This is a genomic window from Kribbella sp. NBC_00382, assembly GCF_036067295.1.
In the GTDB taxonomy this organism is placed as follows: Bacteria; Actinomycetota; Actinomycetes; order Propionibacteriales; family Kribbellaceae; genus Kribbella.
In genome coordinates this window covers 7,472,973-7,487,163 of sequence record NZ_CP107954.1, presented here as the reverse complement: position 1 = coordinate 7,487,163, position 14,191 = coordinate 7,472,973, and the positions used below count along the sequence as shown (strand labels likewise).

Below are 14,191 nucleotides of genomic sequence, written 5' to 3'. Positions count from 1 at the left end.
CCGGACCGGGCCCAACCCGGTCCGGCGCTCTGATGTGCAGCGCCACTGCCCGTTCAGTACCCGACCGTGAACCTGGTCCGGTGGTGCTGCGGGTGCTCGATCTCGTCGATCAGCGCGACGGCGAAGTCCTCCATCGAGATGTACGACGCCCCGCCGGGAGCCACCAGCAACTCGTCCCGCCCCACCCGGTACTGCCCGGTCCGTACGCCGGGTTCGAGGCTGGCCGGCGGACTCACATAAACCCAGTCCACGTCATCGCTGCCCCGAACCACCTCGTACTGCTCGTTGCAAGCCAACGCAATCGGCCGCAGCTCGCGCGGGAAGTCGGGGCCGTCCACAACCGTCATCCGCGGAGCGCCAGGCAACGTGAGGCTCGCTGCACCACCGACGACCACCAACCGAACCGCGGAACCCGCCAGCCCAGCTGTCAACCCCTTGGCAGCAATCGCCAACTCGTGTTCCTGCCCAGGCAGGGGTCGGGTGGCGCCGATGACGACATCCTGCCCGCGACTCAGCCTGACGACATCAGCCGGGTCAGATGCATCTCCTTGTTCGATGAGGAGTGTGCGTCCATGGCTAGGCGGCAGCATCTCCAGGCGTACACGGCTCCGGCCGACTGCTGTTACCTCGTGGTCCCGGGAGAGGGCTTCCTGGGTTGTTCGGGTGCCTACTGCTCCGGTTGCGCCGAAGATGGTGATGCGCATGGCTGGTCCTTTTCAGTTGGGCGGTGATGAGGGCGGCTAGGACGATCAGGCCGCCTAGGAGTTGGAGGGGAGTGAGGTGCTGGTCGACGACCAGCCAGCCGAGGGTGGTGGCTACTACTGGGCTGAGTAGACCTAGGAAGGTGACGTTGGTGGGGGAGAGGGCTCGGAGGCCGCGGAACCAGAGGGCGTACGCGATGGCGGAGCCGAAGAGTGCCAAGTAGCTGTAGCCGGCGAGGTTGGCGGCGGTGAAGGAGGCAGGGGGCGCTCCCTCGACCAGCCAGGCGACCGGCATGAGCAGTAGGCCGCCGGCGACTAGTTGCCAGCCGGTGGTGGCTAGTAGGGGAGCGGGGGAGGCCCAGCGCTTGCTGAGTACTACGCCGGTGGCCATCACTACGGCTCCACCCAGGGCAGCGATAACGCCCCAGGCGTCCAGGCGTGCGTCGGCGCGCAGTACTAGGAGGCTGACGCCTGCTACTCCAGCAGTCGCCGTCAGCAGGGTCTTGACCGTCAAGCGCTCGCCTAGCAGCCCAGTGGAGAGCAGGGCGACCAGTAGCGGCTGCAGCGCGCCCACGGTCGCAGCGACTCCGCCAGGCAGTCGGTAGGCGCCTATGAAAAGCAGGGCGTTGAAGGCGCCGATGTTCAGGGCGCCGAGTACCAGTGCGCGCCACCACCAGATCCCTTGCGGCAGACGTCGGGTGATCGCGACCAGGAGCAGGCCAGCGGGCAGTGCGCGGAGGAAGGCGGCGAGAAGCGGACGCTGCGGTGGCAGCAGCTCCGTTGTGACCAGGTACGTGGTTCCCCACAGCGCCGGCGCGATCGCCGTGGTGAGGATCAGTGAGACTCGATTGCTTAGCACTAAGACAATGTATCTCACCGCTAAGCAACTTCACCAGTGTTTTATCTCACCGCTAAGCGATTTCCAGTACGCTGGAGAGATGGCAGACCATGTCGATCGAGTGCTCGACCAGTGGCGCGAGCGCCGCCCGGATCTGGACGCCTCGCCGATGGCCGTGATCGGCCGGCTGAAGCGACTCTCCCTGCTGATCGACGGCGAGCTGCGCCGCAACTTCGCCAAGCACGACCTCGACCGGGCCTCCTTCGACGTGCTGGCGACCCTCCGCCGCAGCAACGCGGAGCACAGCCTGACCCCGGCCGGCCTGATGCGCTCCTCGATGGTCACCTCCGGCGCGATCACCCAGCGGCTCGACAAGCTGGAGGAGCGCGGCCTGGTCAAGCGCACCCCGAGCGAAACGGATGGCCGCGGTGTCCAGGTCGCGCTCACCCCGGCCGGCCTGGAGCTGGTCGACAAGGTCCTGCCGACCCACATCGACACCGAGAACGGCCTGCTGGCCGGCCTGTCGGCGACCGAACGCGAGACGTTGGCCGACACCCTGCGCAAGCTGCTCGAATCACTCGGCGACACGACAGACTGACCCAATGGATGCCGAAAGCAACGATTCCCCGTACGCCGGAACGTTGCGCGCGGCGTTGACCGACCTACTGGTCGACCAGGGCACCATCCACGACGAGCGGGTCGCCGCCGCGTTCCGGGTGGTCCCGCGGCATCTCTTCGTCCCCTTGGTGCCGCTGGAGATCGCGTACACCGACGACGTCGTCCTGATGAAGCGCGACGAGTCCGGCGTCGCGATCAGCTCGGTCTCGCAGCCGACCGTGGTCGCGCTGATGCTCGAGCAGGCCGACGTGCGGCCCGGTCATCGCGTGCTCGAGATCGGTTCCGGCGGCTACAACGCGGCCCTGCTGGCCGAGCTGGTCGGTCCGGCCGGCGAGGTCACCACGATCGACATCGACGAGGACGTGACGATCCGCGCGCGGGAGACCCTGGACGCGGCCGGCTATCCGGACGTCCGCGTACTGCGCACCGACGGCGAGTTCGGCGGCCCGGAGAGCGCTCCCTACGACCGCATCATCGTCACCGTCACCGCGTGGGACCTCGCACCTGCCTGGGTGGACCAGCTCGCGCCGGGCGGGCGAATCGTCGTACCGCTGAGGTTCCGGTCGCAGACCCGGTCGATCGCTTTCGATCTGCTCGAAGAGTCCTTGGAGAGCAGGTCGATGACCGTCTGCGGCTTCGTCAACATGCAGGGTGCGGGCGCGGGCCACGAGCAGTACGTCCCGCTGCACGGCGAGTTGGTCAGCCTGACCTTCGACGAGGACCAGGAGTCCGAACCGGTACCGCCCGAGCGGGTGCTCGACCAGCCGAAGGCGTCAGCCTGGTCCGGCGTGCTGATGAACCGCGAGGAACCGCTCTCCGACCTAGACCTCTGGCTCGCGAGCACCATCCCCGGGTACTGCGTCCTCAGCGCCGAGCCACGTGCCTTGAAGAAGGGAATCGTTGCCCCGGTCCCACGCTGGGGAGCATCCGCGATGGCGTCCAGCACCTCGCTCGGCTACCTCACCGCTCGTCCGGCGGCCGACCCGGACTTCGTCGAACTCGGCGCCAACGCCCATGGCCCGGCCGGGCAAGACTTCGCCGAGCTACTCGTCGACCAGGTTCGTAGCTGGAACGAACACCTCCGCCGCGGCAAAGGCCCGACGCTGCGGATCGACCCGGCGGGCCGGCCGCTGGCTCAGCTGCCGCCCGGCTTCCATCTCCTCAAGCGACACAACCAGTTGACCCTCACCTGGCCGGGCTGGCCAAAGGAGTGTGGGGGCGTCAGCTAGGCGGGGTGGTCGGGCGTCCGGCGTTGCGGACGGTTTGCCACAGTTCATCCATGTCCGACCGGTCGTCGGGCTCGGGCTTCTCGACCCAGCCGCTGGCCCAGACGTTCTCGTCCCGGTCCAGATCGAAGACCGACTCGGCGAACGCCGCCGAACCGACGTACCGGTTCTCGTCCACGTCCCGCTCCGGGCGATCGCCGTCCGAGGCTGCCTGACCAGGTTTCGCGGCCGGGGCGATCAGACTGCGCGCGTACTTCTGGGCCTCGATGATGCCGAGGTCCTGCTCGTCGCAGAGCAGCCGGATCGCCGGCACCTCGTTCCCGGACTTCATCAGCTCGCGCACTCGGTTCTCCAGCGGGCTGTTCGGCGCCGGCAGGCTGTGCTCCGCATGGTGCTGCTGGTACTGCGGTTGCCACTGCGGCTGGAACTGGCCAGGGGCCGCGTACTGACTCGGCGTCGGCTGGTACTGCTGAACCGGCGCCGGCTGGTACTGCCCGGTCGCAGGCTGCTCGTACTGACTCGGCGCGGGCTGGAACTGAACCGGGGGAGCGTACTGAGTAACCGGCACTCCCGGCCGCTGCCCTGCCTGCTGACCCGCCTGGAGCAATGACTGCAGCATCCCGGCGAGCTGTGCACTGCTCTGCGCCCGCCCACTCTGCTGAGGATCCGGCAGCGGCTGACCCGACGCGGGCTGCGTGTACTGCCCCTGGACCGGCGCCTGGCTCGCGGCCTGCTGGGCCTGGATCTTCGCCATCAGCGCCTGTACGCGCGGGCTCGGCTGGCCGGACTTCTTCTGCTTGTTGGCCGCGTTCCGTCCGAATCCGAAGATGATCATCAGGACCACGAAGATGATGAAGCCCGTCATCGGATGCCTCCAGGGCGCGGTCTGGATACTGCGTGATGCCCAGCGTAGAGCCCCCGGAGACCAGGAGTCGGAACAACCCGGTACCGACCGCTACAATCTTGCGTACCGCTGATCACTTTCACTCAGACTTTTCAAAGGGGATTTCCCGCGTGGCATCGACGAACGACCTCAAGAACGGCATGGTGCTCAACCTGGATGGGCAGCTGTGGTCTGTCGTCTGGTTCCAGCACCACAAGCCCGGTAAGGGCGGCGCCGTGATGCGCACCAAGCTCAAGAACGTGCTGAGCGGCAAGGTCGTCGACAAGACCTTCAACGCCGACGTCAAGGTCGAGGTGGCCAACGTCGACAAGCGCGACATGACGTACCTGTACAACGACGGCGGCTCCTACGTCTTCATGGACAGCTCCACCTACGAGCAGGTCCACATCACCGCCGAGGTGGTCGGTGAGGCGTCGCACTTCCTGCTCGAGAACCAGGAAGCCATCGTCGCGGTGCACGAAGAGCTGCCGCTGTACGTCGAGCTCCCGGCCTCGGTCGAGCTGACCGTCGAGTACACCGAGCCCGGCCTGCAGGGCGACCGCTCCACCGGCGGCACCAAGCCCGCCAAGCTGGAGACCGGCTACACGATCAACGTCCCGCTGTTCCTGACCACCGGCGAGAAGGTCAAGGTGGACACCCGGACCGGGGACTACCTCGGCCGCGTCACGTCCTGACCCCCGAGAGCTGGACAACAGAACATGTCTGCCCGTAGCAAGGCCCGCAAGCGCGCCCTCGACGTGCTCTACGAGTCGGAGGTCCGGGGGCTGCCGGTCGGCGGCACCCTGGCCGACCGGGTGGCTGACAACGACCCGCCGGTGAACGAGTTCACCGTGGCGCTGGTCGAGGGCGTGTCCGAGCACATCGAGGCGATCGACGAGCTGCTCGGCGCCCACTCGGTGGGCTGGACGCTGGACCGGATGCCGGCCGTCGACCGCAACATCCTGCGGATCGGCGCCTACGAGCTGCTCTTCGACGAGCAGGTGCCGGACGTGGTGGCGGTCAGCGAGGCCGTCTCGATGGCCCGCGACCTGTCCACCGACGAGTCGCCGGCGTTCGTCAACGGGCTGCTGGCCCGGCTGCTGCAGCTCAAACCCACGCTGGGCGTCTAAAAACACCCCTTCACGGCCTCAGAAAGCACAACGGGCCCGGTACCGCCATAGTGCGGTGCCGGGCCTTCTCAGCGTCCCCGTTCGTCGGCTCGGGGGGAACGGCCCCGGCCTGGTGTTGCGCCTAACGAAAAAGCGCTGTTCATACTGAAAAAGCCGGTACTCCGGTACTACGTCCTGCTGGTGGCCCGTCTCCGTGTGGAGAGGCGGGCAGGCGGCCGCGGGCAAGCTGCTACGAGCCCCGACCGTCTTGTCTCGCCGTCTACCGGACGCCGCTCAGGCGCCGGCTGCCTCGGACTCCTCGACGTCACCCTTCGCCTCCGGGTTCAACACTCCCCAGGAGATGAAACGCTCGGTCAGAGTCGTCGGCGACTCGTCGTAGATCACGGCGAGGGTGCGCATGTCGTCCTGACGGATCGACAGCACCTTGCCGTTGTAGTCCCCGCGCTGAGCCTGGATCGTGGCCGCGTACCGCGTGAGCGGACCGGCCTCGCTCGCGTCGAGGTGCTGCAGAGCCTCCAGATCGAGGATCAGCCTCGGCGGTGCAGCAGCCGCTGCAGCCGCGCTGGCGGATCCAGGAAGCAGCTCACGGATCGGCACGCCGTAGAAATCGGCGAGCTCCGCGAGCTTCTGGACGGTGACGGCCCGATCGCCACGCTCGTACGAGCCGACGACGACCGCCTTCCAGCGACCCTTGGACTTCTCTTCCACGCCGTGCAGCGACAGACCTTGCTGCTGGCGGATGGCGCGCAACTTGCCGCCCAGTGTCTTCGCGTATTCGCTAGGCACGCTGGTTCTTCCCTCCGACTTATGGTCGTTACTTCGGGTAGCCCGGTAGTGGGCCTTTTGGTGAAACCCCCCACGGTTACACAGAGTAACAATATTCTGGTCGCGAGGCCAGCGTCAAGACGGCGTGTCACTTCCGATACCATGTCAAGCGGTCCGAACGTCCTTTAAAGACCCGTCCAGAGAGGCGGGAAAGGAGGAACGGTAGCGATGAGCCCTGCCTCGGTACCGCAGTCCGAGTCCGAAAGTGCACAAGTTTCCGCACCCCAGGACAAGGCTGTACCCCGCACAGTGCTGGATGCTTCCGACATATCCCGGGCATTGACCCGGATCGCGCACGAGATCCTCGAGCGCAACCGGGGTGCCGACCCCGTCGTCCTGCTCGGCATTCCCACCCGAGGGGTGGGTCTGGCGACCCGCATCTCGGAGCGGATCGCGGCCGTCGAAGGGCGGAGCGTACCGACCGGGTCACTCGACGTGACGATGTATCGCGACGACATCGGCCTCAAACCCGCCCGGGCACTCGAGCACACCGACATCCCGCCCGGCGGGATCGACGGCAAGGTCGTCGTACTGATCGACGACGTGCTGTTCTCCGGGCGCACCATCCGCGCCGCGCTGGACGCGATCGGCGACATCGGCCGGCCGAAGGCGGTCCAGCTGGCCGTCCTGGTCGACCGCGGCCACCGCGAGCTGCCGATCCGCGCGGACTACGTCGGCAAGAACCTGCCCACCTCGCTGGTCGAGCGGGTCACCGTCCACCTGACCGAGTACGACGGAACCGACGCCGTACTGATCGCCGACAAGACTGCGGCCGACAAGACGGGAGCTGTGGCGAAGTGAGGCATCTGCTGAGTGCTGGAGATCTGTCCAGCGATGAGGCGAACCTGATCCTGGACACCGCCGAGGAGATGCGCTCGCTCGCGGACCGGCCGATCAAGAAGCTGCCCGCCCTGCGCGGCCGCACGGTGGTGAACCTCTTCTTCGAGGACTCCACCCGGACCCGGATCTCGTTCGAGGCGGCCGCCAAGCGGCTGTCCGCCGACGTGATCAACTTCTCCGCCAAGGGCTCCAGCGTGAGCAAGGGCGAGAGCCTCAAGGACACCGCGCTGACCCTGCAGGCGATGGGCGCCGACGGCGTCGTCTGCCGGCACGGCTCGTCGGGTGCCCCGCACCTGCTGGCGACGTCGGGCTGGCTGAACGGCTCGGTGGTCAACGCCGGCGACGGCACCCATGAGCACCCCACCCAGGCCCTGCTGGACGCGTTCACGATGCGCCGCCACCTCGGCTCGCTCGACGGCCGCCGGATCACCATCGTCGGCGACGTCCTGCACAGCCGGGTCGCCCGGTCGAACGTGCTGCTGCTCTCGACGCTCGGCGCCGAGGTCACCGTGGTCGCCCCGCCGACGCTGCTCCCGGTCGATATGACCACTTGGCCGTGCACCACGTCATACGACCTGGACGGCGCTCTCGGCAAGAGCGACGCCGTGATGATGCTGCGGGTGCAGCGCGAGCGGATGGGCGACGCGTTCTTCCCGAGCGCCCGGGAGTACACCCGCCGGTACGGCCTGGACGTGCACCGGATGGCTCAGCTGCCCGACGAGGCGATCGTGCTGCATCCCGGCCCGATGAACCGCGGCATGGAGATCAGCGCCGAGGTCGCCGACTCCACCCGCTCGGTGATCGTCGAACAGGTCACGAACGGCGTGGCGGTGCGGATGGCCGTGCTTTACCTGCTGCTCTCAGGCAGTAACGACACCAGCAACCCCACAGAGGAGACCCAGGCATGACCGCGTACCTGATCACGGGCGCCAGCATCATCGGTGGCGAGGTGGCGGATCTGCTGCTCGACAACGGCGAGATCGTGGCCATCGGCAACGAGCTCGACGCGCCGGACGATGTGCAGCGGATCGACGCGACCGGGCAGATCGCGCTCCCCGGGCTCGTCGACCTGCACACCCACCTGCGCGAGCCCGGCCGCGAGGACGCCGAGACCGTTCTCACCGGCACCCGGTCCGCCGCACTGGGCGGATTCACCGCGGTCTTCGCGATGGCCAACACCGACCCGGTCGCCGACACCGCCGGTGTGGTCGAGCAGGTCTGGCGCCTCGGCCGCGAGGCCGGATACGCCGACGTCTACCCGATCGGCGCTGTCACGGTCGGCCGCCAGGGCACCCAGCTCGCGGAGCTCGGCGCGATGGCCGACTCGGCCGCCCGGGTCCGGGTGTTCTCCGACGACGGCGACTGTGTCTGGGACGCGGCCCTGATGCGCCGCGCCCTCGAGTACGTGAAGGCCTTCGGTGGCACGATCGCCCAGCACGCGCAGGAGCCGCGGCTGACCAAGGGCGCGCAGATGAACGAGGGAGCGCTCTCCGGCGTCCTCGGGCTGACCGGCTGGCCGAGCGTCGCCGAGGAGTCGATCATCTCCCGCGACATCATGCTCAACGCGCTGGTCGGCTCGAAGCTGCACATCTGCCACCTGTCCACCAAGGGCTCGGTCGACATCGTCCGCGCGGCCAAGGCCAAGGGCCTCGAGGTCACCGCTGAGGTGACGCCGCACCACCTGCTGCTCACCGAGGACCTGGCGGCGTCGTACAACCCGGTCTACAAGGTGAACCCGCCGCTGCGGACCAAGGCCGACGTCGAGGCCGTCCGCGAGGGCCTGGCCGACGGCACGATCGACATCGTCGCCACCGACCACGCGCCGCACCCGGTCGAGGACAAGGACTGCGAGTGGAGCGCGGCCGCGTTCGGGATGACCGGGCTGGAGACCGCGCTGAGCGTTGTCCAGCACGCGATGATCGACACCAAGCTGCTGACCTGGGCCGACCTCGCCGACCGGATGAGCTACCGGCCGGCCGCGATCGGACAGATCACCGAGCACGGGCAGCCGCTGGCCGTCGGTGCGCCCGCCAACCTGGTGCTGGTCGACCCGGCCGCGGAGCGGACCGTAGTACCGGCGGAGACCGCGTCGCTGTCGCGGAACACGCCGTTCGCCGGGATGAAGCTGCCAGGCAAGGTCACTGCGACGTTCCTCAGAGGCGAGCCGACCGTGCTGGACGGGAAGCTCACGAAGTGAAGACCGTTCTAGGCATCATCGGCACGCTGGCGATCATCGGCGTGGGCTGGTTCGGCATGTACCGCGGCTGGCGCAACCGCCAGCGGCGGCAGGCCGACCTGGCCCCGCTGCCGGCCGTGCCGGAGGGCAAGGTGAAGGGCGTCGAAGGCGTGTACGTGGCCACGACGACCGCCGGCGACTGGATGGACCGGATCGCCGTGCACGAACTCGGAGTCCGCAGCACCGCGGACCTGGCCGTCAGTGAGGCCGGCCTGATCTTCCATCGGCAAGGCGCGGCGGACGTGTTCATCCCCGTCGACCACCTGACCGGCGTCCGGACCGACCGCGGCATCGCGGGCAAGGTCACCGCCGAGGCCTCCGGGCTGGTCGTGGTCACCTGGACGCACGACGGCCACGAGCTCGACACCGGCTTCCGCCCCCGGCGCAAGGCCGACACCGCCCCGCTGACCGAATCCATCTCGACCCTGATCGGAGCCGAGCAATGAGCCAGGCCGCAACCCAAGCCGCCCTGCTGGTCCTCGAGGACGGCCGCGCGTTCGCCGGCACGTCGTACGGGGCCACCGGCGAGACCTTCGGCGAGGCGGTGTTCACCACCGGGATGACCGGCTACCAGGAGACGCTGACCGATCCGTCGTACCACCGCCAGATCGTCACCCAGACCGCGCCGCACATCGGCAACACCGGCGTCAACGACGAGGACGACGAGTCGCAGCGGATCTGGGTCGCCGGGTACGTCGTCCGCGACCCCGCCCGGGTGCCGTCGAACTGGCGCGCCACCCGGTCCCTCGACGACCAGCTCAAGGGTCAGGGCATCGTCGGCATCTCCGGGATCGACACCCGCGCGCTGACCCGCCACCTCCGCGAGCGCGGCGCGATGCGAGCCGGTATCTCCACCGAGATCCTCGACCCCGAGGTACTGCTGCGGAAGGTGCTGGAGCAGCAGCCGATGGCCGGGTCCGACCTGGCCGCCGACGTCACCACCACCGAGGCGTACGTGGTACCGGCTGAAGGTGAGAAGCGCTTCACGGTCGTCGCGCTCGACCTCGGGATCAAGTCGATGACGCCGAAGCGGATGGCCGAGCGCGGCATCGAGGTGCACGTGCTACCCGCCACGGCGACGCTGGAGGAGGTGCTGGCGGTGAACCCGGACGGCATCTTCATGAGCAACGGACCGGGCGACCCCGAGACCACCGAGCACCCGACCACGCTGCTCAAGGAGCTGCTGCAGCGCGGCAAGCCGTACTTCGGGATCTGCTTCGGCAACCAGGTCTTCGGGCGGGCGCTCGGGCTGGGCACCTTCAAGCTCAAGTACGGGCACCGCGGGATCAACCAGCCGGTACTCGACCGGGCCACCGGCAAGGTCGAGATCACCGCGCAGAACCACGGCTTCGCGGTCGACGCGCCGCTCGACAGCACTGTCGAGACGCCGTACGGAACGGCCGAGGTCAGTCACGTCTCGCTCAACGACAACGTGGTCGAGGGGCTCAAGCTGACCGGCAAGGACGGCAAGCCGCTGGCCTTCTCGGTCCAGTACCACCCAGAGGCAGCCGCGGGTCCGCACGACTCCGCCTACCTGTTCGATCGTTTCGTTGAGTTGATGGAGGGTCGTAGCTGATGCCACGCCGTACAGATATCGAATCGGTGCTGGTGATCGGATCCGGCCCGATCGTGATCGGCCAGGCCTGCGAGTTCGACTACTCCGGTACCCAGGCCTGCCGGGTGCTGAAGGAGGAGGGCTTCCGGGTCATCCTGGTGAACTCCAACCCGGCCACGATCATGACGGACCCCGAGTTCGCCGACGCGACCTACGTCGAGCCGATCACGCCGGAGTTCGTCGAGAAGGTGATCGAGAAGGAGCGCCCGAACGTCCTGCTCGCGACCCTGGGCGGCCAGACCGCGCTGAACGCGGCCATCTCGCTGCACGAGAACGGGGTGCTGGAGAAGTACGGCGTCGAGCTGATCGGCGCCTCCGTCGACGCGATCCAGCGCGGTGAGAACCGCGAGTCGTTCAAGCAGATCGTCGAGAAGCTGGGCGCCTCGACGGCCACCTCGGTGATCTGCCACAGCCTCGACGACGTGCTCGCCGCGGCCGACCAGCTCGGCTACCCGCTGGTCGTCCGGCCGTCGTTCACGATGGGCGGCGTCGGCTCCGGGATGGCGTACGACGAACCGGACCTGCGCCGGATCGCCGGCGCCGGCCTGTCCGCCAGCCCGACCACCGAGGTGCTGATCGAGGAGTCGATCGTCGGCTGGAAGGAGTACGAGCTGGAGGTGATGCGCGACAAGGCGGACAACGTCGTGATCATCTGCTCGATCGAGAACGTCGACCCGATGGGCGTGCACACCGGCGACTCGGTCACCGTCGCGCCGGCGATGACGCTGACCGACCGCGAGTACCAGACCATGCGGACGCTTGCCATCGGCATCATCCGCGAGGTCGGCGTCGACACCGGCGGCTGCAACATCCAGTTCGCGGTGAACCCGGCCGACGGCCGGCTGATCGTGATCGAGATGAACCCGCGGGTGTCCCGGTCGAGCGCGCTGGCCTCGAAGGCGACCGGCTTCCCGATCGCCAAGATCGCCGCCAAGGTCGCGATCGGCTACACGCTGGACGAGATCCCGAACGACATCACCAAGAAGACCCCGGCCAGCTTCGAGCCGACGCTGGACTACGTGGTGGTCAAGGTGCCGCGGTTCGCGTTCGAGAAGTTCCCGGCCGCGGACGCCACGCTGACCACGCACATGAAGAGCGTCGGCGAGGCGATGGCGATCGGCCGCAACTACACCGAGGCGCTGCAGAAGGCGCTCCGGTCGCTGGAGAAGCCCGAGGCCCGGTTCTCCTGGCTCGGCGCTCCGTCGACCGACCTGGAGTCGTTGCTGGAGGCAATCAAGACGCCGCACGACGGTCGGCTGCGGACCGTCATGGACGCGATCCGGGCCGGCGCGACGCCGGAGCAGATCTTCGACGCGACCAAGATCGACCCGTGGTTCGTGGACCAGATGTACCTGATCCACGAGACCGCCGGCCAGATCGCGGCCGCACCGCGGCTCACGCCCGAGATCATCCGGCTGGCGAAGCGGCACGGGTTCTCCGACCTGCAACTGGCCGAGATCCGCGATCTGACCGAGGACGTCGTCCGCGGGGTCCGGCAGGCGCTGGGGATCCGGCCGGTCTTCAAGACGGTCGACACCTGCTCCGCCGAGTTCGCGGCCACCACGCCGTACCACTACTCGTCGTACGACGAGGAGACCGAGGTCGCGCCGCGGGAGACTCCGGCCGTGCTGATCCTCGGCTCGGGCCCGAACCGGATCGGCCAGGGCATCGAGTTCGACTACTCCTGCGTGCACGCGTCGATGGCGCTGCGCGACGCCGGCTACTGCACGGTGATGGTCAACTGCAACCCCGAGACGGTCTCCACCGACTACGACACCTCCGACCGGCTGTACTTCGAGCCGCTCACCTGCGAGGACGTCCTGGAGATCGTGTACGCCGAGATGCAGGCCGGCCCGGTCGCCGGAGTCATCGTCCAGCTGGGTGGCCAGACCCCACTCGGCCTGGCTCAGCGGCTCAGCGACGCCGGCGTACCGATCGTCGGTACCTCACCTGAGGCGATCCACCTGGCGGAGGAGCGCGGCGCCTTCGGCAAGGTGCTGTCCGACGCGAACCTGCCGGCGCCCAAGCACGGCACCGCGATGTCGTTCGGGCAGGCCCAGGAGATCGCCGCCGAGATCGGCTTCCCGGTACTCGTCCGGCCGTCGTACGTACTCGGCGGCCGCGGCATGGAGATCGTGTACTCCGACGCCGAGCTGACCGCCGCGCTCGAGCGGCTCAGCGGTGGAGCGCTCTCCGCCAACTGGGAGCACCCGGTCCTGATCGACCGCTTCCTCGACGACGCGGTGGAGATCGACGTCGACGGGCTGTTCGACGGCGACGAACTGTTCCTCGGTGGCGTGATGGAGCACATCGAGGAGGCCGGGGTGCACTCGGGCGACTCGTCCTGCGCACTGCCGCCGATCACGCTGGGCAGTGCGGATATCCAGAAGATCCGGGAGTCGACCGAGGCGATCGCCCGCGGCATCGGCGTACGGGGTCTGCTGAACATCCAGTTCGCGCTGGCCGGAGACGTGCTCTACGTGCTGGAGGCGAACCCGCGGGCGTCGCGGACCGTCCCGTTCGTATCCAAGGCGACCGCGACGCCGCTGGCCAAGGCGGCCGCCCGGGTGATGCTCGGGGCAACCATCGCCGATCTGCGGGCCGAGGGCATGCTCCCGGCCGTCGGCGACGGCGGCACGCTGCCGACCTCGACGCCGATCGCGGTCAAGGAGGCCGTGATGCCGTTCAACCGGTTCAGGACCATCGACGGCTCGTCCGTGGACACGGTGCTCGGGCCGGAGATGCGGTCGACCGGTGAGGTGATGGGTATCGACACCACCTTCGGTACTGCGTTCGCCAAGTCGCAGGCCGGCGCCTCGCAGCCGTTGCCCACGGCCGGCAAGGTGTTCGTGTCGGTCGCGAACCGGGACAAGCGGCACATGATCTTCCCGGTCAAACGGCTTGCCGATCTCGGCTTCCAGATCTACGCGACCGAGGGCACCGCGGACGTACTGCGCCGCAACGGCGTGCAGGCCGTCACGGTCCGCAAGAGCAGCCAGGGCCCGGGCCCGAACGGTGAGCCGACGATCGTCCAGATGGTCCAGGACGGCGAGCTGAACCTGATCGTCAACACCCCGATCGGCATCACCAAGGACGGCTCACCCCGCCTCGACGGGTACGAGATCCGCAGCGCCGCGGTCGCCCGCAACATCCCCTGCATCACTACGGTCCAGGGGTTGGGCGCGGCGGTACAGGGCATCGAAGCACAGCAGGCAGGCGATATCGGAGTACGGAGTCTGCAGGACTGGGCCAGCCGCATCCGCGGTGAGGTCTGAGGCC

General features: G+C 68.2%; 14 protein-coding genes. 10 read left to right on the top strand and 4 right to left on the bottom strand.

What is annotated here, in order from left to right; all coding sequences use genetic code 11:
- Window positions 1-53 precede the first annotated feature (53 nt).
- Both OHA70_RS35200 and OHA70_RS35195 read right to left on the bottom strand, forming a co-directional pair.
- Window positions 54-692, bottom strand: a complete 639-nt coding sequence (locus OHA70_RS35200) for an NAD(P)-dependent oxidoreductase (protein WP_328335274.1) — start codon at window positions 690-692, stop codon at window positions 54-56.
- Window positions 577-1,560, bottom strand: a complete 984-nt coding sequence (locus OHA70_RS35195) for a DMT family transporter (protein WP_328325204.1) — start codon at window positions 1,558-1,560, stop codon at window positions 577-579. Before OHA70_RS35195 ends, OHA70_RS35200 begins: the two co-directional genes overlap by 116 nt.
- A gap of 79 nt (window positions 1,561-1,639) precedes the next feature.
- On the opposite strand from OHA70_RS35195, the gene OHA70_RS35190 reads away from it, so the two are divergent.
- Together OHA70_RS35190 and fxlM are read left to right on the top strand one after the other, a co-directional pair.
- A complete protein-coding gene (locus tag OHA70_RS35190) occupies window positions 1,640-2,137 on the top strand; it encodes a MarR family winged helix-turn-helix transcriptional regulator (RefSeq protein WP_328325202.1) in 498 nt (165 codons plus the stop codon).
- Between the two features lie 4 nt (window positions 2,138-2,141).
- A complete protein-coding gene (fxlM, locus tag OHA70_RS35185; RefSeq protein WP_328325200.1) occupies window positions 2,142-3,386 on the top strand; it encodes a methyltransferase, FxLD system in 1,245 nt (414 codons plus the stop codon).
- On the opposite strand, the gene OHA70_RS35180 is transcribed toward fxlM, so the two are convergent.
- Entirely contained in the window at window positions 3,379-4,248 is an 870-nt protein-coding gene (locus tag OHA70_RS35180; RefSeq protein WP_328325198.1) for a hypothetical protein, read from the bottom strand. The two genes, fxlM and OHA70_RS35180, sit on opposite strands and share 8 nt — an antisense overlap.
- A 149-nt stretch (window positions 4,249-4,397) precedes the next feature.
- On the opposite strand from OHA70_RS35180, the gene efp reads away from it, so the two are divergent.
- Both efp and nusB read left to right on the top strand, forming a co-directional pair.
- The gene (gene efp, locus OHA70_RS35175) at window positions 4,398-4,961 is read left to right on the top strand and encodes an elongation factor P (protein WP_328325196.1); all 564 of its coding nucleotides are present in this window, start codon (window positions 4,398-4,400) and stop codon (window positions 4,959-4,961) included.
- Window positions 4,962-4,985: 24 nt separating this feature from the next.
- Window positions 4,986-5,396: a transcription antitermination factor NusB gene (nusB, locus tag OHA70_RS35170; RefSeq protein ID WP_328325194.1), complete on the top strand. Its 411-nt coding sequence runs from the start codon at window positions 4,986-4,988 to the stop codon at window positions 5,394-5,396.
- 273 nt (window positions 5,397-5,669) lie between these two features.
- Here the strand turns inward: nusB and bldD are convergent, their stop codons facing one another.
- Window positions 5,670-6,182 carry a transcriptional regulator BldD gene (gene bldD, locus OHA70_RS35165; RefSeq protein WP_026163359.1) on the bottom strand — a complete coding sequence of 171 codons (513 nt, stop codon included), beginning with the start codon at window positions 6,180-6,182 and terminating at the stop codon, window positions 5,670-5,672.
- Between the two features lie 207 nt (window positions 6,183-6,389).
- On the opposite strand from bldD, the gene pyrR reads away from it, so the two are divergent.
- The 6 genes from pyrR to carB are packed head-to-tail and all read left to right on the top strand — an operon-like array spanning window position 6,390 to window position 14,187.
- Complete coding sequence (gene pyrR, locus OHA70_RS35160) at window positions 6,390-7,022, top strand: bifunctional pyr operon transcriptional regulator/uracil phosphoribosyltransferase PyrR (RefSeq protein WP_328325190.1); 633 nt, start codon at window positions 6,390-6,392, stop codon at window positions 7,020-7,022.
- Complete coding sequence (locus OHA70_RS35155) at window positions 7,019-7,969, top strand: aspartate carbamoyltransferase catalytic subunit (RefSeq protein WP_328325188.1); 951 nt, start codon at window positions 7,019-7,021, stop codon at window positions 7,967-7,969. Before pyrR ends, OHA70_RS35155 begins: the two co-directional genes overlap by 4 nt.
- Complete coding sequence (locus OHA70_RS35150) at window positions 7,966-9,258, top strand: dihydroorotase (RefSeq protein ID WP_328325187.1); 1,293 nt, start codon at window positions 7,966-7,968, stop codon at window positions 9,256-9,258. The genes OHA70_RS35155 and OHA70_RS35150 overlap by 4 nt, the downstream gene beginning before the upstream one ends.
- Window positions 9,255-9,743 (top strand): PH-like domain-containing protein, encoded by a 489-nt coding sequence (locus OHA70_RS35145; RefSeq protein WP_328325185.1) that lies wholly within the window; start codon window positions 9,255-9,257, stop codon window positions 9,741-9,743. The genes OHA70_RS35150 and OHA70_RS35145 overlap by 4 nt, the downstream gene beginning before the upstream one ends.
- The gene (gene carA, locus OHA70_RS35140) at window positions 9,740-10,873 is read left to right on the top strand and encodes a glutamine-hydrolyzing carbamoyl-phosphate synthase small subunit (protein WP_328325183.1); all 1,134 of its coding nucleotides are present in this window, start codon (window positions 9,740-9,742) and stop codon (window positions 10,871-10,873) included. The genes OHA70_RS35145 and carA overlap by 4 nt, the downstream gene beginning before the upstream one ends.
- Window positions 10,873-14,187: a carbamoyl-phosphate synthase large subunit gene (carB, locus tag OHA70_RS35135; RefSeq protein WP_328325181.1), complete on the top strand. Its 3,315-nt coding sequence runs from the start codon at window positions 10,873-10,875 to the stop codon at window positions 14,185-14,187. The genes carA and carB overlap by 1 nt, the downstream gene beginning before the upstream one ends.
- Window positions 14,188-14,191 lie beyond the last annotated feature (4 nt).

Excerpts from the sequence above, each read along its gene's own strand:
- carA (WP_328325183.1), top strand. The coding sequence starts at position 9,740 with ATGAGCCAGGCCGCAACCCAAGCCGCCCTGCTGGTCCTCGAGGACGGC.
- OHA70_RS35180 (WP_328325198.1), bottom strand. The coding sequence starts at position 4,248 with ATGACGGGCTTCATCATCTTCGTGGTCCTGATGATCATCTTCGGATTC.
- OHA70_RS35150 (WP_328325187.1), top strand. The coding sequence starts at position 7,966 with ATGACCGCGTACCTGATCACGGGCGCCAGCATCATCGGTGGCGAGGTG.
- pyrR (WP_328325190.1), top strand. The coding sequence starts at position 6,390 with ATGAGCCCTGCCTCGGTACCGCAGTCCGAGTCCGAAAGTGCACAAGTT.
- carB (WP_328325181.1), top strand. The coding sequence starts at position 10,873 with ATGCCACGCCGTACAGATATCGAATCGGTGCTGGTGATCGGATCCGGC.
- OHA70_RS35190 (WP_328325202.1), top strand. The coding sequence starts at position 1,640 with ATGGCAGACCATGTCGATCGAGTGCTCGACCAGTGGCGCGAGCGCCGC.
- nusB (WP_328325194.1), top strand. The coding sequence starts at position 4,986 with ATGTCTGCCCGTAGCAAGGCCCGCAAGCGCGCCCTCGACGTGCTCTAC.
- fxlM (WP_328325200.1), top strand. The coding sequence starts at position 2,142 with ATGGATGCCGAAAGCAACGATTCCCCGTACGCCGGAACGTTGCGCGCG.